Origin of the sequence: Streptomyces sp. NEAU-sy36 (genome assembly GCF_013423905.1) — a bacterium.
Lineage (GTDB): Bacteria > Actinomycetota > Actinomycetes > Streptomycetales > Streptomycetaceae > Streptomyces > Streptomyces misionensis.
This window is the reverse complement of sequence record NZ_CP058977.1, coordinates 4,021,147-4,044,414: the sequence shown is the minus strand read 5'-3', so window position 1 is coordinate 4,044,414 and position 23,268 is coordinate 4,021,147. Positions and strand designations below refer to the sequence as shown.

Sequence of the window (23,268 nt, the reverse complement as noted above, 5' to 3'; positions counted from 1 at the left end):
GTGGATGGCGGGATACCGGCTCAGGCGCTCGGCGTTCCGGGTCGAAAGGCGCGCAGGGCCCCCAGCCGGCGGCGGCCGGCGGGTGCGGTCCGCGCCGCCCGCCGGGCCTGTGTCAGCGGCTCCGCCAGGGCGTCCAGCGAAACCGCCGCGTCGTCGACGACCGTTCCAAGGACGGCGAGGAAGGCCGACCGCACCTCTTCGGCCTCTGCCTTCGCCAGCCGCCGGGTGTTGTAGTTCAACCGCAGGGCGAGCCGGTCGCCGTCCGGCTTGCCGAACAGGCAGAGGTCGAGCTGCGAGGTCTGCCGGGCCGGCGGCAGGAAGTCCGTGAACTGGAAGGAGGTCGAGAAGACGGGGTTCCGGCCGGGCCGGGACGCGGCGTCGAGCTTCTCGAGCAGCGACATGAACGGGTAGCGGCTGTTCGCGTAGGCACCGATGCTCACGGCCCTGGTCCGGCGCACGACCTCCTCGAAGCGATCCCCGCCCGACATACGCACCCGGACGGAGAGCGGGTTGATGAAGCAGCCGAACATGCCGTCCAGCTCCTTGGTGTCCCGCCCGGAGAACGGGACGCAGATCACGATGTCGTCGTTGGCGCTGATGCCGCGCAGCGCCACGGCGTAGGCGCTGAGCAGCAGGATGTGCGGGGTGGCACGCAGCTTCCGGGCCAGGGCGGCCAGCCCCGATGCCGTGTCCGCCTCGACATCGAACTCCAGCGTCTCGTTCACGACCTCCCCGGCGGGCGCGTCGTAGTCCCCGATGCGCAGCCGCGGCAGCGGGGCCGCCAGCTGGTCGAGCCAGTACGCCTCCGCGGCCTTGCTCTGGTCGCTCGCCAGCCATTCCCGGCGGCCCCGTACGAAGGCGCCGTAGGTGGTCGGGAGCGGGGGCAGTTCCGGCTCTCCGCCCGCGGCGAAGGCCTCGAGACAGAGCAGCAGCTCGCGCATGAAGATGCCCATGCTGGTGCCGTCCGTGACGATGTGGTGCATGTTCACGTAGAGGCAGTGGTGGTCGGAGGCCAGCTTGAACACCTTGATCCGCACCGGCGGGGTGGCGAGTTCTTCGAAGGGGGTCGCGTTCTCGGTCCGGACGCACCGGTTCAGTTCGGCCGACGGGTTGGCCGCACCGGTCAGGTCGACGAGCGGTACGTCCGGCTGGAATTCGGGCAGGACGCGCTGGCGCGGCCCGTCGGGGGTGTCCCGGAAGGACAGTCTCAGCGCTTGGTGGCGGTCCACCAGGAGGGTTGCCGCACGGCGTACGTCGGCGATGTCCACGGCCTCGTGCAGGTGGTGCCAGTACGGAAGGTTGGAGTCGGCCCTGTCGTTGTCCAGCTGGTGCTGGAGCCACAGCGCCCTCTGGCCGTTCCACAGCTCGAACCAGGCCTGATCGTCCTCGAAATCGCGGGTATGTGCCACTTGGCCAGCCAATCTTCACGTCAACGGTTTGCAAGAGGCCTGGGCCGACGAACCCCCAAAGAAAATTTGCCATTCCTTCAGAGAATTCCGGCGACGCGGGCGCCACCCGACAGATGGCCGAATCAATTCACACGCCGCGACAAACATATTCATTCGGCGTCCTTCATTCTGTCAAGCTTCTCATTTACCGGAATTCACGAGTCTGCCCTATGCGGCCCCGTTCGGAACGGCGCTCGCGGCCTGGACCATCCCGTTCGCCATCCGCCACCGCCCTTCGAAGAAGACCGGGCCGTCCTCCTTTGCCGTCTCCGGCGGCGACAGTCGGGCGGTGAAGGTCTCTCTGTCCGGGTCGAGTTCGACGTGGGCGTCGACGAAGTCGAGCATGACGCCGCCCAGCGGGTACCAGGCCTTGTAGACGCTCTCTTTGACGGCGAAGAGCAGCGTGTCCCAGTGCACCTCGGCATTCCTGGCGACGAGTTCCGCGAGGTGGCGCCGCTCGGCCGGGGAGGAGATCAGGCGCAGGCCTCCGTCGGGCAGCGGCTGGTCGACCTCCGCATCTATGCCGAGGGAACGGAATGCCCCCGCCCGGGCGACCACGGCCGCCCGGTAGCCCGAGCAGTGGGTCATGCTGCCGACCACGCCGGACGGCCACTGCGGTGCCCCCGCCGCGCCACGGGGGATCGGGGCCGGCGGGATGCCGAGCCGCTTGAGGGCGGTTCGGGCGCAGTGCCGGACGGTGGCGAACTCCCGGCGCCTGGCGACCGGCGACCGGGCGACCGCGTCGGCCTCCCCCGGCTGCAGGGAGGCGCCGGGCACGTCGCCGTACGCCTCCTCGACCTCCACACCGGGCGGCAGGAGGGTGATCACGAGGCGGCCCCGTCGAGTTCGGCCATCACGGCTTCCACTGCCTTGAGGGTGGGATCGTGCCCGATCATCTCGAAGTGGTCGACGGGAACCGCGTACTGGCGGAAGTCCGGCAGCCCGAGATCCTGCCAGTCGACCACCGGTCCCGGGGTCGCGGCGATGTCGGCGGGGTCGTCCCGGTCCTCGGTGGAGAACAGCCGGACCGGGAAGGTTACCGGCTGCGGGACGAATCCGGAGACCGCGGCGCCGACCGAGCCGAAGACACGCACCCGGGCGTCGAAGTCGGCCGGGTCCTCGCCCGAGCCGAGTTCCCGGAGCACCTCCCCGGCCCCCCGCTCCGCCACCTCGGCCGGCAACCCGGCCTCGGCGACGAGCTGCCGGAGCTTCTCCTGCATGGCCTGTTCGACGGTGAGCGGCGGGCAGTAGAGGGAGGTGTTGAGGAGCAGCAGCGAGCCGATCTCCCAGCCCCGGGCGTGCAGGGTCCGGGCCAGCTCGTACGCCACGATGCCGCCGACGCAGTAGCCGGCCAGGTGCAGACGGCGTGGCAGCTCCGACGCCTCCAGCACCTCGGCGAACTCCGCCACCTGCTCGGCGAGATCGCTGCTCGGCGGGCCGTCCTGGACGTTCAGGCCGCGCGCCTGGAGGCCGTGCACGGGCCGGTCCGCCAGGCTGCCGCCGAGGCGGTGCAGCCCGACGACGCCGCCGCTGGCGGATGGCACCAGCAGCAGCGGTGTGCCGGCGCCGGCCGTGTTGAGGGTGACGAGCCGCCGGTGGGCGGTATCGGTGTCCTCGCGGAGGGCGGAGCTGATGCCGCGGAAGGTCCGCAGCTCGTAGATCCGCTGGAGGGAGATCTTGACGCCGGAGGCGCCCCGCACGGCGCCGGCCAGCTGGGCCGCCTTCAGGGACGTGCCGCCGGAGGCGAAGAAGTCCGCGTCGGGCTCGGCCGGCCGTTCGCCGAGGATGCGGGACCACTGGGCGGCCACCAGTGCGTCGACGGCGTCTCGCTCTATGACGGCAGGCATGCCTCTTCCTTCTTCCCGGTGGCCAGTAGGCCGGTGAGCAGTTCCTTCACGGCAGGGGCGCGGAACAGCTCCTCCGCCGTCACGCCGACCCGGTGCACCTGCCCGGGGCCCGGCCAGTCGAGCCCCTCGCTCAGCAGGACGTGCGCGGGGGCCGGCTGCGTCTGCGCGGGTTCCGCCGCGGTCAGGGTGAAGCTCAGCCAGGCCCGTTGCCCCCCGGTCAGTTCGACGAGGATGTCCTCGTCGAGCCCGGGCGAGCACGCGACGATCACCGAGAGCAGGCAGGAGCTGCCCAGTGCGAGCGCCTCACCGGCCGGCAGGCCGGTGATCGCGGGCGCCTCGGCGGACTCGTCCATGGCCTGGACGAGCTCTTCCAGCAGTTCCTGCGGGGCCTCGGGGTCGGCCGGTGCCGGGTCGAGCACGATGAGCGGGACGTCCGGCCCGGGCAGCGCCTCCACGAGCGCCGACGCCAGGCTGACGGCCGAGCAGTAGGCCAGCACGGCGGCCGGGGGCGGTCCTGCGGCGGTGATCCGCTCGGCCCAGTAAGCGGCCTGTTCGGCGGTCCCGACCACTCCGTCGGCGAGTCCGGGGTGGTGCAGGGGGTCGATCCTGAGGGTCCGCTCCTGCCAGCCGTCGGGCAGGATGCCGTCGAACGTCCTGCGAGGGACCTCGTTCCCGAATTCCATGACCACGAGGGGGGGTGAGCCCTGCATCACTCGGCGCTCCTGACGGCTTCGTCGACCTTGGCGGAGAAGTCCGCGAGGGCGGGGTTGTTGAAGATGGCCTGAAGCCCGATCTTGACGCCGAACAGCGCACGCGTGCGGGACACTGCCCGGGCGGCGATCAGCGAGTGCCCGCCGATCTCGAAGAAGCTGTCCTCGGGGCGGGGCCGGTTCCCGGTCAGCTCGTACCAGATCTCGGCGATTCGCGCCTCGGTGGCGCCGAGCGGGGCGGGTTCGGCTGCCGCGTCCTCGGCCGGGATGTCGAGCAGGGCCTTCACGTCGATCTTGCCGTTGGGCGTCAGCGGCATCGCGTCGAGCCGGCGCAGGACGGCGGGGAGCATGTACGCGGGCAGCCGGCCGGTCAGCGTGGCACGGATGCCGCCCGGCTCGGCCTCGCCGCAGTGGAAGGCGCGCAGCGATCCGCCGTCCTCGTCCGGCACATGGACGACGGCCGCCTGCTCGACACCCGGAACGGCCAGCATCTCCCGCTCGATCTCGGACAGCTCCACGCGGTGCCCGCGGATGCTGACCTGGGCGTCCCGCCGCTCGACGAACTCCAGCTCGCCGTCGGCCGTCCAGCGGCAGATGTCGCCGGAGGCGTACCAGCGGCTCCCGTCCTGGTCGGCGGCGAACTTGCGGCCGGTGAGCTCCGGGTCGCCCCGGTAGCCGAGAGCCAGGACGTCGCCGCCGATCAGCAGTTCCCCGGGCACATCGGGCTCGGTGATCTCGGCCCTGTCGGCATCGACCAGCCGGGCCTTCGCGCCGGTGATGGGGCGTCCGATCACCGGCGCGCCGCTGGCACAGCCGCGGCGCAGGTCCCCGCTGGCGGTGGTCACCACGGTGGCCTCGGTCGGGCCGTAGTGGTTGTAGACCGCGGCGGGGAAGCCGGCCGGCGGGCCCACCCGGAGGCGGTCGCCGCCGGTCAGCAGCACGGCCAGGCCTGCGGGCGGTGCGGGGAGGGCGAACAGCTGCTCGGCGAGCGGGGTGCTCAGGAAGCAGTGCGTGATGGCGTTCTGCTCGATGAATGCGGCGATCGCCGCGATGTCGACGAGCAGCCCCTCGGTCGGCAGCACCAGCGTCGCGCCGCTCGAGAGCGCTGCCCAGACCTCCCAGACCGTGGCGTCGAACCCCAGACCGGCGAAGGCTCCTACCCGCACCCCGGGGCGGGTGCCGTAGGTCTCCCGGTGCCAGGACACCAGGTTCGCCAGGCCCGTGTGGCCGACCTCGACGCCCTTGGGTGTACCGGTCGAACCGGAGGTGTAGATGACATAGGCCGGCTCGGCCGGGGTCACCGGCACCGGGTCCGCGCCGGGGCCGGTGCCGTCGAGCACCGGAATGCCGACGGGCACCCGCGCGGCGAGCCCTTGCTGTGCGAGCACGGCGACCGGCCGGGCGTCCTGCAGGATCGACTCGAACCGGCCACCCGGGAGTACCGGGTCGAGCGGCAGGTAAGCGGAACCCGCGAGCCAGGCGCCGAGTTGGGCCACGACTCCGTCGATGCCGCGGTCGAAGAGCACGCCCACGAGGCTGCCCTCGCGGTGGCCCTCGGCCTGCCGGATGCGCCCGGCCACCGAGGCGGCCCCGTCCCACAGTTCGCGGTAGGTCAGCTTCCGGCCGCCGCATTCGACCGCGACCGCGTCCGGGTGCGCCTCGGCGATGTCGCCGAGCATCCGGACCACCGTCCGTTCCTTCACGATGCCCTGCATCAAAGACCACTCCTATCCCCGACAAGAAGTTCCTGGTACGCCCGGGCGACGCGCTCCACCGTGTCCCTGCCGACTCGGTGGCCCTGGTGGGTGAGGTCCACGCGTAGTCCTCCGTCGGGCAGCGGCCAGACCTCGCAGACGAGTTCGTTCATGGCGGGCACGGCCGACGGTGTGTACGGCCGGACGGTGCACTCCGGCAGTTCGAGCCGCGGCTCCTCGTTGCCCTGGTAGGCGAACAGCGTCTGGTAGAGCGGGTTCCGTCCGGTCCTCGCCGGGCGCACTTCCCGGACCACGTCGGCGAACCGCAGGTCCTGGCGGGCCAGGCCCGCCGTCACCACCGGCAGGGCGGCGGCGAGGGCGTCCTCGGGGGTCCGGCACCGGTCCAGGTCCGGCAGGCGCAGACAGAGGGCGTCCACGAGGCAGGAGACCGCCCGGGCCGCCTCGTTGCCGAACCGCCGGGCCAACGCCACGCCGATCCCGAAGTCCCGCTGCCCCAGCACCCGGGTCAGTGCGGCACCGTAGCAGGCCACCAGCGGGGCGAAGAGCGTGGCACCGGACCGCTGGGCCAGCGCGGAGAGTGCGCCGACCCTCTCCGGCCGGACAGTGAAGACGACGGGCCGCGCCGCCTCCCCCGCCGCCGGGGCTCCGGCCGGCTCCGGGAAGTCGAGTTCGGGCAGGCCGGCCAGTGCCGAGGCCCAGTAGCGCAGCTGCTCCGGATGCCCGCCCGGGCCGTGCAGGGCCGCCTCCTCCTCTGCGAGCCGCCGCAGGCCGGGGGGCTCCGCGGCGAACCGCGGTGCCGTTCCGCGGAGTCGGGCCGCGTAGGCCTGCGTCAGCTCGGCCACCAGGATCCCCTGGGACCAGCCGTCGAACGACACGTGGTGCACGGCGAGCCCCAGCAGCCCGGTCTCGGTTGCCACGCAGCGCCAGACCTCGCCCTTCTCGATCCGCAGCGGCCGGCCGAGCGCCTGGTCGAAGCGGTCCTCGGCCACCGTCTCCACCCGGATGGCGTCGATCGGCCCGGGCAGGACGGCCACCGGTTCGTCGTCGACGCGGTAGACCGCCCGGAGGCCCTCGTGACGCCGGTGGAGGTCGTTCAGTGCGGCTTCCAGGACCGGGAGCCGCAGCGGTCCTGAGACCCGCCAGGCCACCTGGCAGACGGCCGACGGATCGTCCGGCAGCAGTTCGTGCTGGAGGCAGAAGTTCGCCTGGACACCGCTGAGCGGGATGGGACCGGTCTCCTCGGCCGTGCTGCCCGCCGGCACCGCGGTGGCCGACTCGACCAGGGTCAGCAGGCCGGCCAGGGTCGGGGTCCGCAGGAAATCGCCGGCCGAGATCCGGCGGCCGATCCGGTCCGACGTCCGCGCGCAGAGCCGCAGCGCGTCCAGGGAGGTTCCGCCCAGGGCCGCGAACGAGGCGGCCGGGTCGGCCTCCGGGCCGACGATCCGGGCGTACTCCTCGCGGGCGATGTCCTGGTGGCCGCCGCCGGCCGGGGCGGCGCCCGCCGAAGCGGGCGCCCGCGTGAGGGTTTCGAGCAGGGCGTGGCTGTCGGCCTTCCCATTGGGGGTGAGCGGGATGGCCGCCAGCTCGCGGAGTTCGGCGGGCATGCAGTGCGCGGGCAGCGATTCGGCGAGCCGGGCCCGGACGGTTTCCTCGGGGAGCGGTTCCGTGCCGGCCCCGCGCACGTAGAACAGCGCCATCCGGGAGAGGGCGTCGTCCTCGTCGGGCACCGGCACCGCCACCGCCCGCTCCACCGAGGGCAGGGCGAGACAGGCGTTCTCGATCTCCAGGGGCTCGATCCGGTAGCCGCGGATCTTCACCTGCCGGTCGGTACGCCCCCGGTAGTACAGGAGCCCGTCAGGCCCCTCGTAGCCCAGGTCGCCCGTCCGGTAGACGCGGGTCGGCACGCCGTCCAGTTCGACCGTGGTGAAGCGGGCGCGGGTCTCCTCCGGCTGTCCCAGGTACTCGTTGGCCAGGCCGGCGCCGGAGATGCAGATTTCGCCGGTCTCCCCCGGGCCGCAGAGCGTGTCGCCGTCCAGCAGGTGAACGCCGGTCAGCGGCACGGGCCGGCCGATCGGGACGCCGTCCGGGTGCTCGGTGTCCTCCAGGGTGATCGGGTGGGTCGTGGTGAAGACGCATGCCTCGGCCGGGCCGTAGCCGTTGGTCAGCCGGATCCCGGGGTGGCGGGTGAGGAACTTGCGGACGTGGTGCTGCGAGACCCGCTCCCCGCCGATGAGCAGCTGCCCGATCCCCTCGAAGCAGGAGAGGTCCTCGTCCACGAACATGTTGAACAGGGACGTGGTGAGCCAGGCGGTGTCGACGCCGCGGTCGCGTACGAGTTCGGCAAGGCCGGCGGGCATCAGGTACTCGTCCTCGACCAGCGCGACCGTCCCCCCGCTCACCAGCGGGCCCCACACCTCCAGGGCCATGACGTCCCAGTACGGGGAGACGGCGGCCATCGTGGTGCGGCCGGGGCCAAGGTCGGCGACGGTGCCGGGACCGAACAACCGGAGCACCGCCCGGTGCGGAGCGACCACCCCCTTCGGCGTGCCCGTGCTGCCGGAGGTGAAGAAGACTGCGGCGGCCGAGTCGGAGGCGCACGGCGACTCGGGAGCCGGACGGCCGCGCCGGGCCAGCTCCCCGATCGGGGCGTCCGCACCGGTCCAGCACGGGACGCCCAAATCCACGGGAGACTGCGCCACCAGCACCGGCGGGGCCAGGCGGCCGATGATCGAGCGGAGCCGCTCCTCGGGCCAGGACGGGTCCAGCACGGCGTACCCGGCACCGCACTTGAGGATGGCGAGGAGGGCCGCCACGAGCCGGGGGGAACGCGGTATCAGCACCGGGACGAGGGCGCCCGGACCGACGCCCGCCGCGTAGAGGTCGGCGGCGAGCTCGTCGCTCGCCCGGTGCAGCTCTCGGTAGGCCACCTCGGCGTTACCCTGTCGCAGGGCGATCCGCTCGGGGTGTCGCAAGGCGTGCCGGGCCACCGCCTCGTGGATCAGCCCGCAGTCCGCAGGCTTCGGAGACCCGCTCGTCACTCGTGTCATCCCAACTCTCGTTTCAGGATTGTGCGGTCGGCCGTCAGCGGCCCGTGCCGCGCACGGCCAGACGTTCCAGGACGGTGATGCCGAAGTGCTGCCTCGTCACCGGCGGCCCGTCGAGGGCCAGATCCGGCCACCGGCCGGCGAGGCGCTCCAGCACGATCTCGGATTCCATCCGCGCCAGCGCCGCCCCGAGGCAGTAGTGCGCACCGAAGCCGAAGGTGAGGTGCCTCCTGATCTCCCGGTCGTAGTCCAGGAGGTCCGGGCCGGCGAAAACGGACGGGTCCCGGTTGGCCACGCCGAGCATCAGCAGGACGAGGTCCCCCTCGGCGATCAGGCGGCCGGCCGACTCCACCGGCGCGGTGGCGACGCGGGCCACCTGCTGGACGGAGGTGTCGAAGCGCAGCAGTTCGTCGACCACCGCGGCCGGTTCGCGACCGCGGACGCCGGCCCAGGCACCGGCGTGCAGCGCGGCCCGTACGGCCTTCCCGATGAAGGTCGAAGTGGTCTCGAACCCGGCGTAGATGAGCAGACTGGCGGTGGCCCAGATGTCGGAGGACTCGATGGCGCCCTCCCCGCGGGCCTTGTCCAGCAACCACAGCCCGGTGCCCTCGCGGACCTCCGAGCGCAGTGCCTCCTCCACCACGTCCCCGATCTCCCGCAGCGCCCGGTGCCCCCTGGTTCTTACCTCCGGCAGGTAGTCCGCGATCAGCAGCGCCGCGATGTCGGGCGCCCAGTGGTCCAGCCGGGGTGCCACGTCGTCGGGCAGGCCCAGGATCCGGCAGATGACACGGCTGGAGAGCGGGACGGCGAGGTCCGCCATGACTTCCACCCCGTCCGTGCGCCCCGCCAGCAACTCGTCGACCAGCTCCTCCACGACGGGGCGCATCGCGGCGAGCCGGTCTGCCGCGAAGAGCGGCGCGACGATCCGGCGGGCGCCCGCGTGTTGCGGGTCGTCGTTGAACATGAACCACCTGCGCACGACCTCTGCGGCCCGCTCCCCGCCCTCGCCCTCCCGGTGCAGGGTGGTGGTGCCCCGCTGCGGCCAGGCGGCCGACAGGGCGGGGTGCCGCAGCAGGGCGGACACCTCGCGGAACCCGGAGACGATCCACACCTCCAGGTCCTCGTCCCAGCGGACCGGGTCCTCCTCCCGCAGCGCGAGGTAGTCCGCGCAGGGGTCGGCGGTCGGCTGGTCGCCGTTGCGGTACGGGCAGCGTGCGCCCTGTATCACATTCACTCGGCAGTCTCCGGGTACTGGTCGATCCGGCGCAGCGGGGCGTAGTCGATCCCGTCCAGGGTGTTCGGCGCGCCATCCGCGAGGCCGGCCAGGACGGCCTCGACGGTCACCAGGTACAGGCCTGCGAGGTCGGGAGGCAGGTAGTTCCGGCTGGCGGTGAGCGACAGGTGGAGTCCGGGCCCGGTCGCGGCACGGAGGTTGAAGCCCGGGCTCCCCTGCCAGGCGCTCGCGGCCCATTCGATGCCGTCGAGAAGCGGCGACCCCGGCTCCGGGGGCTCGGCGATGTCGCCGAGGAAGTTGAAGTAGCAGCCGAACAGCAGAGGGTCGGGGTTCGGGTGTCCCGCCGCGGTCAGCTGCTCCCGCAGCTCGTCAAGGCTGTAGCTCCCGTGCAGGAGGCGTTCCAGGCCGCTCTGGTAGACCGCGCGCAGCACGGTCTCAGGGCGGGTTCCGCGATCGGCCGTGACGGTCATCGGCGCGAGCTGGTTCATGCTGCTGACGAGGGTGTCCCAGCGCGGGTCGGTCCGGTTCCCGGCCACCAGGGCGAAGGTGGCCCGCTCCCGGCCCTTCAGCCGGAACAGGGCGAGTGCCGAGGCGCCCAGGACGACGGACTGCACGGAGATGCCCAGCCGCTCGGAGATCCGGACGGCGGCCACCATGGCCACTTCCGAGTACAGGGCCGCCCGGACACGGAGGCTGGTGTCCCCGGCCTGCCGGTCCTCCTCGACGAAGCTCTCCCAGGCCTTGAGCCAGTACTCGACGGTGCGGCGGCGCTGCCGCTCCTGTGCCCGTTGGGCCAGGGCGAGCTGCACCGGCTGGGGCACCGGCCCCGGGCCGAGTGAACCGCCGGCCACCAGGGTCCGGAACTCCTTCTCCAGCAGGGCGCAGGCGGCGGCGTCGACGGCCAGGTGGTGCAGGACGCAGACCAGGTGGCGGGGCTCGCCGGCGTGCGTCGCGATCACCGCACGCCAGGAGTGCTCGGACTCCACCTGGATCTCGCGCTCGGCCATGTCCGCGGCGAGGGCTTCGGCAGCCTCCGCCCTCCCGTCCGGGAGCTCCACCCGGTCGAGGCGGACCGGTCGGAAGGGGTGAACGATCTGGAGGGGTTCGGCCGGGGACCGGTCGTAGACCGTGCGCAGCGACTCGTGCCGCTCGACCAGCGCCGACCAGGCGGCCTCGGCCTCGGCGGCGGTGGTGCCGGCGGGCAGCGCGTACACCGCGGTCAGGTTCCCGTCGCTCTGCTCGTCGGGAGCGGAGAGTTCCAGGTCGCGGATGACCGAGAGCTGGCCGAAGGTCACGGGTGCGGCGGTCGGTGTCACGACAGCGCCCCCTGCGTGCAGGCCGCCTCGACGGCGGCCACGAGCTCCCGCTCGGCGGAGTGCAGGAAGAAGTGGTCGCCAGGGATCCGCTCGACGCGGAAGGGGCCGTTCGTGTAGTCCGCCCACGCCTCGACGGAGGGCAGGTCCGCCTCGTCGTCGGCGTCCCCGTAGAACGCCGTGATGGGGCAGTCGACCGTGCCCGGGGTGCCCGTGCCGTACGCCCCGAGGATCTGGTAGTCGGCGCGGATGACGGGGAGGTAGATCTCCATCAGTTCCTCGTTCTCCAGCAGCTCCTTCGGGGTCCCGCCCAGTGCGGCGAGCCGCTCGACGAGTTCGGCGTCCGAGAGCCGGTGGTTGTCCGCGTCGGCGGCAGGGAGCCGGGGGGCGCGGCTGGCCGAGACCAGCAGTGCCGACGGCCGGCGGGCTCCTTCGGAGCGGAGCAGTCTGGCCAGCTCGAAGGCGATCAGGGCGCCGTAACTGTGGCCGAACAGGGCGTACGGCATACCGGTGTCGAGCTGCCGGTACAGGTCCTCGAGCAGCGCCGGGAGCTCGTCGATGGGCTCCTCGACGCAGCGGGAGCCGCGTCCGGGGAGTTCCAGGGGCACGACGGTGACGTGGTCCGGCAGGTGCTGCTGCCAGGAGTCGTAGACGCGTGCCGAGCAGCCGGCGTAGGGGATGCAGTAGAGGTTCACTTCGGCGCCTTCGTACGGATGATGTGGTCGGCCAGCCCGCTGACGGTCGGATTCCGGAAGATCTCCCTGATCGGCACCCGGAGGCCGAGGCCTTCGGTGAGCCGTTTCTGGAGCACCGCCAGGAGGGCCGAGTTCCCGCCGGCGTCGAAGAAGTTGGTGTGCTCGCCGACGGTGTCCGTGGCGAGGGTCCGCCGCCATGCCTCGGCGACGGCCTCCCGTACGTGCCCCGGAGGCGCCGGCGCGGCAGGTGTGGCCGGCGTCGCCGGCCGGTCGCCGCCGGCCAGGCTCGCCGCGAGCCCGACACGGTCCGCCTTTCCGGAACTGGTGCGGGGAAGGGCGGGCAGGGCGGTGATCCTGGCGGGGTGGTGGCTCGCCGGCAGCCGGGCCTTCAGCCAGGCCTGGAGGTCCGCCTCGGCCCGCTGTACCACGAAGGCCACCAGCGCCGCGGCGTCGGGCCGGTCCGCGTCCTGGACCAGCACGACGGCCTGCGAGACGTCCGGGTGCTCCTCCAGGACGGCTTCCACCTCGCCCAGCTCGATCCGGTGTCCGCGCAGCTTGATCTGGTTGTCCAGTCGGCCGAGGAACTCCAGTGCTCCGTCCGGCCCGGGTCTGACCCTGTCCCCGGTGCGGTAGAGGCGGCACCGGCCGTCGGGGGTGTCACCCAGCGGGAAGCGCCCTGCCGTCAGTTCCTCCCGGTCGAGGTAGCCGTGCGCCAGCCCCGTTCCGTAGAGCAGGAGTTCGCCGTTCCCGTCCGTGAGCGTGCGCATCCCGGGCAGCGGTTCGCCGATCGAGATCCGGTCGGCCGAGACCAGTCGCGCGGCCGTGGCCCAGATGACGGCCTCGGTCGGGCCGTACACGTTCCACAGCTCGGCGCACCGCGGCAGCAACTCCCGGGCGAGGCTGGCAGTGAGCGGCTCCCCTCCGGTCCACAGCCGGCTGCGGGGTTCGCCCGTCCAGCCGGAGGCCGTCAGCATCCGCCAGAAGCTGGGGGTGGCCTGGACGAGGTCCGGCCGGGCCGCCTCCGCGAACTCCGCGAAGGCGAGCGGATCGGCCCGGGCCTCCTCCGGGACGACCGTGAAGGATGCCCCGACGGTCAGCGGGAGGAGCAGCTCTGCCAGCGAGATGTCGAAGGACAGCGCGGTCATCGCCAGGACGATCTCGCCGGCCGCCAGTCCCGGCCGCTCGGCCAGGCCGGCGAGGCGGTCGATCAGGGCCTCGTGCCCGACCATGACGCCCTTGGGCTGCCCGGTCGACCCGGAGGTGTACAGGATGTAGGCGATGGCGCCCAGGTCCGGTTCCCGCGACGGTGCCGGGAGGCCGTGTCTGTCCAGGGCGAACTCGCCCTCGGCCAGCTCGCGCAGGAGCAGGGCGGGGCGGGCGTCGCCGAGGACCCGGGCGCGTCTGGCCGGCGGGCTCTGCTGGTCGAGCGGCAGCACGGCGCAGCCCGCGGCGGCCGTGGCGAGGATGGCGACGGCCCCGTTGAACCGATTGGACGCGTCGAGTGCCACCAGGGAGCCCGGCCGGACCTTCGCCGCGATCCGTCGGCCGAGCTCCTCGGCCAGCGCGGCGACGTCGCGGTAGGTGTAGGTCCGTGCGGTCCGTGCGGCCACGGCCTCGGGCGTCCGCTCCACCTGCGCCCGGACGACGTTCCATACTGTCTCCACACACGCCCCCTGGAGTTCGAAGAGGTACTGGTCAGTGGCCGACGGCCGGGAGGGCCCGGGAGACGCTCCGGAGCACGGCCTCGCGCTCGTCGTTGAGGAAGAGGTGGCCGCCGGGGAACATCTCCACTTCCGTCGGACCGGTGGTCAGCTCGGCCCAGCCCTTGAGGTGCTCCTCGGCGACCCGCGGGTCCGCGTCGCCGCCGAACGCCGAGACCGGGCAGGACAGCAGCTCGCCGGGCCGGTAGACGTAGCCGGCGAACAGCGAGAGGTCGGCCCGGAAGGTCGGCAGGATGAAGGCGGCGAAGTCCGGGTTCTGCAGCAGCTCCTCCGGTGTGCCGTTGAGCCGGCGAAGCTCGTTGATCAGCTCTTCGTCGGAGAGGTCGAGATCGCTCAGCTTCCGGGACTCGTGGGCCGGCAGGGCCCGGCAACCGGACACGATGACGCGGACCGGCTCCAGCCCCTGCTCGCGCTGGAGCCTGCGGGAGAGCTCCCAGCCGACGATCGCGCCCATGCTGTGGCCGAAGAAGGCGAAAGGCCGGTCCAGGTACGGGAGCAGGGCCGGGACGAGGCCGTCCAGCAGCTCGTCGAGGTCGGCGATCGCCGGGTCGAAGAACCGGTCCTCCCTGCCCGGCAGCTGTACAGCGAACGCCTGGACGTTCTCCGGGAGATCGGCGCCCCATTCCCGGAACACCGAGGCGCCGCCCCCGGCGTACGGGAAGCAGAAGAGCCGGAGGGCGCCGGGCTCGGTTCGGCCGGGGATCGGCCGGACCCAGCTCTGTGCCGTCTGCGGTGGTGCCGAGTGCATGGGGTTTCGCTCCTACTGGTCGAGGGGTCGAGAGGGGCGGGGGCTGCTCAGGCCCCGTGCCAGGACTTCCACAGCGCGGCGTAGCCGCCGCCGACCGCCAGCAGCTCTTCGTGGCTGCCCAGTTCGGCCACCCGGCCGCCGTCCATGACCGCGACCCGGTCCGCGTCGTGGGCGGTGTGCAGGCGGTGGGCGATGGCGATCACGGTGCGTCCCTTGAGCACGGCCGCCAGCGAGCGTTCGGTGTGCCGGGCCCTGGCCGGATCGAGCAGGGAGGTCGCCTCGTCCAGGATCAGCGTGTGCGGATCGGCGAGGACCACCCGGGCCAGGGCGAGCTGCTGGGCCTGTTGGGCGTCCAGGCGAAGTCCGCCGGAGCCGAGCTCGGTGTCCAGCCCGTCCGGGAGCTCGTCCACCCAGTCGATGTCGACGGCGGCCAGCACCGCGCGCAGGTCCTCGTCGGTCGCGGACGGGTCGGCGATCAGGAGGTTGTCGCGGACGGTGCCGAGGAAGACATGGTGCTCCTGGGTGACCAGGACGACATGTCGGCGTAGTTGGGCCGGGTCGAGCTCGGCGACCGGGACCTGGCCCACCGTCACCCGTCCGGTGCGGGGCCGCTCCGCCCCGGCCAGCAGCCGGCCCAGGGTGGACTTGCCCGCCCCGGACGGCCCGACCACCGCCAGCCGCTCGCCCGGGCGGACGGTGAGGTCGACGCCGTGCAGCACGTCCCGCTCCCCCTGGTAGGCGTAGCGGACGTCGACCACGTCGAGCTGGTCGTCCTCGGGCCGGCCGCCCGTCACGGGCGGGGCGTCCACCTGGCCGATGCCCTCGACCCGGGCGAACGAGGCGTTGCTGCGCTGGATCTGGTCGAGCCAGAGCAGGATCTTGTCCATGGGCTCGGAGAGCTTCCAGAAGTAGAGGGCGCAGGCGACCACCGCACCGGTGGTGACGGTGCCGGTGTCGCGCAGGGCGGCGCCGAGCAGCAGGATGGCGGCGACCGGGGCGATGTACGAGAACTCGACCACCGGGAAGAGCACGGTGCGCAGGCTCAGGGTGTAGGTGCGGGTGGCCCGGCAGTGCTCGACGGCCTCGGCCGTGGCGGTGATCCGGCGCTCCTGGAGGCCCAGGGCCTCCACGGTGCGGGCCCCTGCGGCGGTGGAGGTGAGGATTTCGATGAGCGCGGAGTTGGCGGCTCCCTCCTTGAGGTAGCCCGCGTGGGCGCGGCGCAGGTACCAGCGGGTGGCGAACCAGATCCCCGAGAGGCACAGCAGCCCGCAGACGCCGAGGAGCGGGTCGACCGCGAGCATGGCGGCCAGGATCAGGATGATCTGGACGATCGCCACGGAGACCTCCGGCCCCGCGTCGCGCAGGGTGGTGCCGACAGTGGCGACGTCGGAGGTGCCCCGCGTCAGCAGGTCACCGGTGCCGGCGCGTTCGACGACCGACGCGGGCAGCGCGAGGGAACGTTCGACGAACCGCTCGCGGATCCGCGCCAGGGTGCGCTCCCCGAAGCGGTGGGCAGCGTAGCGGGCGAATCGGCCGAGGAGCAGCTGTACGAGGGCGAAGCAGAGGATGCCGAGGGCGAGCCGGTCGACGTGTCCGACGCCGGCCCCGTCCCGGACGTCGTCGATGATCTTGCCGAGCAGCCAGGGGCCGCCCAGGCCCGCGGCGGCGGCCAGCCCGTTGAGGACCAGCATCGCGGCGACCGCACGGCGGTCCTGGCCGATCAGGCCCACGGCGGCCTTGCGGACCTCGGCGGGACCGGCGATCGGGAGCCCCGCGGGAGCGGTCTCGGTCTTCGCGGTCATCGGACGGCCTCCTCGGCGGACATGGACTCGGTGTCGGTTTCGTCTCGGGACACCAGCGCGCGGTACCCGGGCTCCGATGCGAGCAGCTCCCGGTGCGGGCCGGCCGCCGCCAGACGGCCGTCGACGAGGTAGGCGACGGTGTCGGCCTGTTCCAGCAGGACGGGCGACGTCGAGGTGAGGGCGGTGGTGCGACCGGTCCGCGCCCGGCGCAGCCCGGCGGCCATGGCGGCCTCGGTGTGGGCGTCCACGGCGGAGGTGGGCTCGACCAGCAGGAGCACCTCGGGGTCCGCCAGCAGGGCGCGAACCAGCCGCAGCCGCTGGCGCTGGCCGCCGGAGAGGTTGCTGCCCTGGGCCTGGATCGGGGTGTCGAGGCCGTCGGGCATCGCCTGGACGATGTCCTCCGCCGCGGCGTCCTTGAAGGCCTGGGCGATGGACGGGTCGGTGTGCTCGGAGCGGCCGCCGACCACGCTGCGCAGCGGCCCGGAGAAGAAGTCGGCGTCGTTGTCGGCCACCACGATGCGGCTGCGGACCTCCGCCAGGGCGACGTCGGCGAGCGGGATGCCGCCCCAGGTCGCCGCGGATGCGCTGTACCGGCCGAGCCGGTCGACCACGGCCGCGGAATCGGCCGGGCGGGCGCTCACGATCGCGGTCATCCGCCCCGGGGCCAGTTCCACACCGGAGTCGGCGTCACGCAGGGCCGACGGCTCCCCAGGGGCGGGCCGGAGCGTCGCGGCATCCTCGACGGCGGGCTTCAGAGCGAGCACCCGGATCACCCGCCGCGCAGCGACCAGGCCCCTGGTGAGGTCGTATCCGCCTTCGATGAAGTTGGAGACGGGCACCACCAGGACGGCGACGTAGCCGTAGACGGCGACCAGCGTGCCGATGGTGATGGTGCCCTCGGCGGCCATCCGTGCGGCGAGCCAGGTCACCAGCGCGAGGAAGAGGGCGGGCAGGCCGACGGAGAGCGCCTGGATCCAGCTGGTGACGGCGCCGACCCGGTAGCCCTCGGCCTGCAGGTCCTGCGAGCCGCGCAGGAAGCGGCCGGCCATCATGTCCTTGCCGCCGATGCCGTTGAGCACGCGCATGCCGCCGACGATGTCCCCGAGCCGGGCCGTCAGCGTCCCCTGCTGTTCACGGTACGTGGACTCCGCGCCCTGGAGGCGTTCCAGCAGCGGCCCGACCACCACCACGAGCAGGGGCACCCCGAGGAGGACCACGAGGGCGAGCGGGACGGAGACCGACAGCAGGAGTGCGGCGGCCACCAGGTATGCGACGACCGCGCCGACACCCGGGCCGGTGATCGTCAGCGTCTGGCTCATCTGCGCGACGTCGCCGCCGCCGATGCTGGCCACCTCGCCGGTCGACACGCGGCGCGGCAGTTCGGCACCCAGCCGGGTGGAGTGCGCGACCACGACCTTGATGGTTCGGAAGGTGGCGTCCATGCGGACCCGCGTCATGATGCGGTGGCGCATGATGCCGAGCCAGGCGTTGAGCAGCCCGACGCCGACCAGTGCGGCCACCCAGGCGACCAGGGTGCCGGTGTTCCCCGGCTGGAGTCCGTCGTCGACCGCGCGCTGCATGAGGTACGGCGGCAGCAGGAGACAGACCATCCAGAGGGTGCCGATCACCGCGCCACCCGCCACCCGCCGGCGCTGACTCGTCGTCAGCCACCACAGATAGCGGGCGGCACTTCGGTGATCCGGAGTTCCCGGGTCGGCGTACGAATCCGTCATGAGTGAAACCCTAACCGTATTTCCTGGGCCTGATCCAGAAATTTCTTTCAACCCCCGGCGCTCGCGGTTATAGTCACCACGAACAAAGGAGGTGTTCATCATGCAGAAGCAGCTTCGCGGTATCTGTGCAGGCTTCTAGAACCGGCTTGGCCAAGCCAGTTGAAGCCGACGTGCGGGGGGAGATACCTTCCCCCCGCACTCCGCTTCGATCAGAAAACCCGCCACGGATTATCCAGCGAAACATCGGCCAGCGAGTTCTCGGCGCCCTTGGATATATTGATGAGCCCGGCCTCGATCGAGGCCGCAAGAACGGCTGGGAGTTTTCCTTCGAGGTAGTCGTGGCTCGCGCCCACCCCGATGAGGATTCCCTTCCCCGTGGCCACGGCCAGGTGGAAGTTCGGTCCCGACCTCTGGCTGGACCCACGCCACTCGATCCCGGTGCGCAGAGCGGACCCGGCGGCCGGCTCGGCGTCCACGTCGCCGAGGAAGTTGTAGTGCTTGGCGAAGGCGGTGGGGTCCTCCTCGGGCACGCCGGCCTCATGGAGGCTCTTCTTGAGCGCGTCGACGTCGTAGCAGCCGTGCATGTACGCCGTCATGGACTGGATGTAGCAGGCCCGCAGGTACTCCGTCGGGTGAGTTTCCTCGTCGACCACGATGGTCACCGGGGCGAACTGGTTGAGCGAGCCGACCAGCGGCACCCAGCGGGACGCGAGCCGGTTGGCCGCCATCAGCGCGAAGGTCATCCGCTGAGTGCCCTTGAGACGGGACAGCGCGAGCGCGCCGACGCCGAGCACCACCGACTGGACGGAGATCTTCAGCCGGTCGGAGAGCTCCTGCGCGGCGGCCAGCCCGTCCAGGCTGTAGAGCGACGCCCGGCGCCGCTTGGCGGAGTCCCCCGGGTCCCGGTCCGCCGGAACGATTCCCCCCCATGTCTCGGTCCAGTGCAGGACGCTCCGCGTGTTCGGCTCCTCCTGCTGCTCCTGCGCCATCACCAGCGGTTGGACCACCGGGCCGAGCGTCCCGCCCTCCAGGAGGAGGCCGAACTGCTCCTCCAGCACCCGCAGGGCACCGTTGTCCGCCGCCACGTGGTGGATCACCGTGACCAGGTGGAGCGCGTCCCCCTGGTAGGTGGTGACGTACGCGCGCCACGGCAGTGCGGTCTCGATGTCGATCGGTTCGCCGGCCGCCTCGGTGCCCAGCCGCAGGGCCGCCGCGAAACTGTCCTCCGCGAGCTCCACCGCCGGTACGCGGGACGGGCGGTGGGGGTGGACCTTCTGGACCGGCACCGGGCCGCTCAGGTCGTAGCTGGTGCGCAGTGACTCGTGCGCCGCCACCAGCTGCAGCCATGCGTCCATCACCTGGGCCGCGCCGACGCCGAACGGCACTTCCCAGACGCTGACCAGATTGGCGACCGACCGGTGGCCGGGGCCGTGCGTCTCCAATGAACGCAGTACCGACAACTGGCCGTAGGTCACCGGCCCCGTCCGGACCTCGCTCACGGCCGGGCCGCCCGGACGGCGAACTGGCCCAGCATGGTCTGCTGGATCTGCGAAGTACCCTCGATGATCTCCATCACCTTGGCATCCCGGTAGTGGCGCTGGACGGACGCCTCCGTGCCGATGCCCTGGGCACCGTGGATCTGCACCGCGTCGGCGGCGGCCTTGACGGCGACCGTCGAGGCCCGGTACTTCGCCAGCAGGGTGTGGTTGACGGCCTCCATCTCGCCCCGCTCCTTGCTCACCCCGGCGTGGTGGCAGAGCAGGCGGGCCGTGACGGTGTCGGTGAGCATGTCGGCCAGCAGCTGCTGGACCAGCTGGTGGTTGCGGATCTCGGTGCCGTACTGGGCGCGGCGGCCCGCGTACTCCGTGGACGCCTCCAGACAGGCCTGGGCCAGACCGACCGAGCCCCAGGCAGTGCTGTAGCGGCCGAGGTCGAGCGCGCTGGAGGCGACGAAGGTGAGGCCGAGACCGGGACGCCCGACCAGGTTGGCGGCGGGGATCCGGCAGTCGTCGAAGGTGATCCGGCCGAGCATCGAGCCGCGCAGGCCGAGCAGGCCGTCGAGCGCCTCCACCGTCAGGCCGGGGGTGTCCCGCTCCACCAGGAAGGCCGTGTGCTGCCCCTCGAACTGGGCGAAGACGAGGAAGAGGTCCGCGATCTGCGCGAAGCTGATCCACTTCTTGGTGCCGCGGAGGACGATGTCCGTGCCGTCAGCCGTGGCCGTGGTCTCGACCGCGGCGGCGTCGCTGCCGACCTCCGGCTCGGTCAGGGCGAAGGCGGCCAGTGCGCGGCCCGAGGTGATCCGGGGGAGCCACTGCTGCTTCTGCTCCTGCGTTCCCCACTTGTGGATCGAGTGGGCGACCATGTCGTCCACGGCCACGAAGTTGCGGATCGACTGACAGCCGCGGCCCAATTCCTCGGTGAGCAGCCCGTATTCGATCCAGTCCATGCCGAGGCCGCCGAAGTCCTTGGGGATCAGCGCACCGAGGTAGCCCTGCCCGGCGAGGTCGGCGACGACCTCCCGGGAGATCGACTGCTCGCGGTCGAAGCGGTCCGCCTGCGGCACCAGGGAGCGGTCGGCGAAGGCCCGGAACTCGGCGTGGCGCCCGGCCTGCTGCGGGGAGAGGTGACTGAGTATCAATGGAATCCTAGCGAAAGTGGGGCGGGCGGGTGCGGCGCTCCGGCGCGAGTGACGGCATCCGGCCCGGGGAGCAGGGGGCTCAGCCGGCGGTGGCGGCGGCAGCGAGAGCCGGTCCGGCGTCGGAGGCGGTGTATCGCTCGCGGCCGGTCAGGTTCACGAGTACGACCTCGTCCGGGGCGATCCGACGGGCCGCGGCCTCGTTGCGCAGCGCGGCGATGGTCGCGGCCGAGGAGTGGCAGACGTCCAGCCCCTCCAGCTCGCGGAGCATCGCACGGGCCTGGACCAGCTCGTCCTGGCTCACCGAGACGATGGCGCCGCCGCTCTGGGCGGCGATGTCCCGCATGTAGGAGTACGTGGCTCGGCCGTCGCCGAGCAGGATCGCTCGGGCCAGACCGGTGGGGCGCTCGATGACGTCGTCCTCGGTCAGCTCGGCCCGTCCCTCGCTCCAGGCCTCGGCCATGGGCGCGCAGGTGTCCTGCTGGACCATCAGGAGGCGCGGCGCGGAGGTGAGCCGGCCGCAGGCAAGGTACTCGGCCACGCCCTTGCGCACGGCCATCATCCCCATGCCGCTGCTGATGGCCTGGACGACGACGTCGGGCTTGTCGTCCATGGCGTCGAACGCTTCCAGGTAGGTGAGCTTCAGGCCCTCGCGCCGGGCCCAGTTGAAGAACCCGCCCTCCCAGACCAGGCCGTTGCGGGCTGCGAACTCCTGGGCCGCCTGGGTGGCCTGCGCGTAGTTGCCGTCCACCACGGTGAGGGACACCCGGTCGCCGGTCTCGATGTCGTGGTCGCCGGTGAAGTCGCGGCCGCAGAAGAAGTGTGCCCGCATCGAGGGGTCGCGCTGCACGGCGCGCGCCAGGGCGGTGGAGCTGTTTCCGGTGCTGGAGGCGACGAACTCGTCGATCCCGAACTGTCGGAACACCGCCAGGACCACGGAGGCCAGCCGGTCCTTGGTGGTCCCGGTCGGCTGCCGGGACTCGTCCTTCACCCAGAGGCGGGGCAGACCGATGGCCGCTCCGAGGTGCGGGGCCGGCCGGCAGGGGGTCCGCACACTGATGTCGGCGTCGAGGAAGTGCTCGGATTCGACGGGGAGGAAATCCAGGTAGGCCAGCTCGGGCCGGCCGCTGTCACGCTCGGTGGCGTGCTCCAGGTTGATCCTGGGATCGAGGGCACCCGAACACCGGGGACATCGAAGCCTGAATTCGGGATCGCATTCCCAGCCGCAATCGACACAGGACAGGCGATATTTGGGCGGCGCCTCGGATTTTTCACGGTGGTTGACGACCGGCATTTTGCCTTTCTCCCACGGAAGGTCCCGGAGAATGAACCGACTGACCCGATATCTACGTCGGAGCCACAACGCCAGCACATCTGCATACGACCGGGTTGACTGGACATGGACTGTCTGGCGGTACATCGACAACGTCCGAACGGCCTTCGCGGAATCCGGGCCCGTGCGGCGGACGTGGCGCAACGGCGCGGCCGCTCAGGCCAGCGCCTCGAACCGGCCCCCCATGAGAGCGCGCGACTTGAAGCCGTTGGGCCCGCAGGGCACGTCGCCGACAACGGTCGTGCGGTGCACGATCCGCTCCTCCTCGAACAGCAGCCCGTCCACCGGCCCGGCGTGGGCCACGGCACGGTTGTCCCACATGACCAGCATGTCCTGCTCCCAGCGGACCCGGGCATGGATCTCGTCCCGCCCGGCGAGCTCGTCGAGGAGGAAGTCGAGCAGGGCTGCGCTCTCCCGGGGCTTGAGGCCGCGGATGGCCTGAAGGAAGACGGCACTGACGAGCAGGCTGCGCGCACCCGTCTCGGGGTGCACCCGAACCAGCGGATGGACGGCAGCGAAGGGCCCGGCCGGCTTGCCGTCGAACCGGGGCGGCGCCGACGGGGCGTGCCGGGAGTGAATGGCCTGCAAGGTGTCGAGGTATCCCCGGAGGGATGGCGACAGTCCCTCGTAGAGCGCTTCCAGATTGGCGAAGAGAGTATCGCCCCCAGTCAGCGGGATTTCAACACCCCGCAGAATGGTGATGGCGTTGGGATTGACCACGAATGTGCTGTCGACGTGCCATTCGGTCCGCAGGCGCCGCAGCGTCCGCTCCTTCAGGGGATGACTGAGGCCGGCCTCGGCCTCGATGAGCGCCTTCCGCTCCTCGGACAGGGCGGTCCGCAGCACGGCCGGGTTCTCGGGAAGGCCGTTCACGATGGGGTGCGCCGCGGTGGCTCCGCCGAAGGCATTGGTGAGTTCGACGTGCCGCTCATCATCCATGGGCTGGTTCCGGAAAACAAGGACCTTGTGGGACAGCAGGGCCTCGCGAAGGCGGGCGACGACAGCCGGAGGCAGGTCCGAGGTGAGATCGACGCCTTCCACTTCCGCGCCCGTTATTGGCGTGAGAGGCCTAATCCTGATTTCTGACACCACTACCCCCGGAACTGTGACTGTGCGATGAAACTTCCAGCACCCTATCCCAGGGTAGGCACGACTTGTCGAGCCCCGGACCTGGATCAACTTTGCGACCCGACAAACAACTTACCTCGGGCCGCGCAGCCCTTACTCCATCCATCCCGTTGCGAAAGAGAGCAACTCGGACACCCGCGTCCGCCGCCTCGGAAAAGGGTC

At 71.8% G+C, this 23,268-nt stretch carries 17 protein-coding genes; all 17 read right to left on the bottom strand.

Translation table 11 applies throughout. From position 1 onward, the window contains the following. Nucleotides 1–20: 20 nt before the first annotated feature. Nucleotides 21–1,409 (bottom strand): condensation domain-containing protein, encoded by a 1,389-nt coding sequence (locus tag HZZ00_RS18490; RefSeq protein WP_180333227.1) that lies wholly within the window; start codon nt 1,407–1,409, stop codon nt 21–23. A gap of 207 nt (nt 1,410–1,616) precedes the next feature. Next, nucleotides 1,617–2,276 carry a 4'-phosphopantetheinyl transferase gene (locus HZZ00_RS18485; protein WP_180333226.1) on the bottom strand — a complete coding sequence of 220 codons (660 nt, stop codon included), beginning with the start codon at nt 2,274–2,276 and terminating at the stop codon, nt 1,617–1,619. Then, entirely contained in the window at nt 2,273–3,295 is a 1,023-nt protein-coding gene (locus HZZ00_RS18480; protein ID WP_180333225.1) for a thioesterase domain-containing protein, read from the bottom strand. The genes HZZ00_RS18485 and HZZ00_RS18480 overlap by 4 nt, the downstream gene beginning before the upstream one ends. Next, nucleotides 3,280–4,005 (bottom strand): hypothetical protein, encoded by a 726-nt coding sequence (locus HZZ00_RS18475; protein ID WP_180333224.1) that lies wholly within the window; start codon nt 4,003–4,005, stop codon nt 3,280–3,282. The genes HZZ00_RS18480 and HZZ00_RS18475 overlap by 16 nt, the downstream gene beginning before the upstream one ends. Further along, nucleotides 4,005–5,720: a non-ribosomal peptide synthetase gene (locus HZZ00_RS18470; RefSeq protein ID WP_180333223.1), complete on the bottom strand. Its 1,716-nt coding sequence runs from the start codon at nt 5,718–5,720 to the stop codon at nt 4,005–4,007. Before HZZ00_RS18470 ends, HZZ00_RS18475 begins: the two co-directional genes overlap by 1 nt. Next, on the bottom strand, nt 5,720–8,767 hold the full coding sequence (locus HZZ00_RS18465; RefSeq protein ID WP_180333222.1) for a non-ribosomal peptide synthetase: 3,048 nt from the start codon (nt 8,765–8,767) through the stop codon (nt 5,720–5,722). Before HZZ00_RS18465 ends, HZZ00_RS18470 begins: the two co-directional genes overlap by 1 nt. A 34-nt stretch (nt 8,768–8,801) precedes the next feature. After that, entirely contained in the window at nt 8,802–9,998 is a 1,197-nt protein-coding gene (locus tag HZZ00_RS18460) for a cytochrome P450 (protein WP_257585882.1), read from the bottom strand. Beyond that, nucleotides 9,995–11,314 (bottom strand): condensation domain-containing protein, encoded by a 1,320-nt coding sequence (locus HZZ00_RS38490; protein WP_257585881.1) that lies wholly within the window; start codon nt 11,312–11,314, stop codon nt 9,995–9,997. Before HZZ00_RS38490 ends, HZZ00_RS18460 begins: the two co-directional genes overlap by 4 nt. After that, a complete protein-coding gene (locus HZZ00_RS18455) occupies nt 11,311–12,006 on the bottom strand; it encodes a thioesterase II family protein (protein ID WP_180333220.1) in 696 nt (231 codons plus the stop codon). Before HZZ00_RS18455 ends, HZZ00_RS38490 begins: the two co-directional genes overlap by 4 nt. After that, nucleotides 12,003–13,670 (bottom strand): non-ribosomal peptide synthetase, encoded by a 1,668-nt coding sequence (locus tag HZZ00_RS18450; RefSeq protein WP_180333219.1) that lies wholly within the window; start codon nt 13,668–13,670, stop codon nt 12,003–12,005. Before HZZ00_RS18450 ends, HZZ00_RS18455 begins: the two co-directional genes overlap by 4 nt. A gap of 31 nt (nt 13,671–13,701) precedes the next feature. After that, nucleotides 13,702–14,475, bottom strand: coding sequence for a thioesterase II family protein (locus HZZ00_RS18445; RefSeq protein WP_180333218.1), 774 nt, complete (start codon nt 14,473–14,475; stop codon nt 13,702–13,704). 47 nt (nt 14,476–14,522) lie between these two features. Then, a complete protein-coding gene (locus HZZ00_RS18440) occupies nt 14,523–16,277 on the bottom strand; it encodes an ABC transporter ATP-binding protein (RefSeq protein ID WP_180333217.1) in 1,755 nt (584 codons plus the stop codon). Beyond that, entirely contained in the window at nt 16,274–18,010 is a 1,737-nt protein-coding gene (locus HZZ00_RS18435; protein ID WP_219014047.1) for an ABC transporter ATP-binding protein, read from the bottom strand. Before HZZ00_RS18435 ends, HZZ00_RS18440 begins: the two co-directional genes overlap by 4 nt. Nucleotides 18,011–18,219: 209 nt before the next feature. Then, the gene (locus tag HZZ00_RS18430; protein ID WP_180333216.1) at nt 18,220–19,509 is read right to left on the bottom strand and encodes a condensation domain-containing protein; all 1,290 of its coding nucleotides are present in this window, start codon (nt 19,507–19,509) and stop codon (nt 18,220–18,222) included. After that, complete coding sequence (locus tag HZZ00_RS18425; RefSeq protein WP_257585880.1) at nt 19,506–20,648, bottom strand: acyl-CoA dehydrogenase family protein; 1,143 nt, start codon at nt 20,646–20,648, stop codon at nt 19,506–19,508. Before HZZ00_RS18425 ends, HZZ00_RS18430 begins: the two co-directional genes overlap by 4 nt. Nucleotides 20,649–20,727: 79 nt before the next feature. Continuing rightward, the gene (locus HZZ00_RS18420; RefSeq protein WP_180333215.1) at nt 20,728–21,939 is read right to left on the bottom strand and encodes a pyridoxal-phosphate dependent enzyme; all 1,212 of its coding nucleotides are present in this window, start codon (nt 21,937–21,939) and stop codon (nt 20,728–20,730) included. Between the two features lie 195 nt (nt 21,940–22,134). Then, nucleotides 22,135–23,019, bottom strand: coding sequence for a TauD/TfdA family dioxygenase (locus HZZ00_RS18415; protein ID WP_180333214.1), 885 nt, complete (start codon nt 23,017–23,019; stop codon nt 22,135–22,137). Nucleotides 23,020–23,268 lie beyond the last annotated feature (249 nt).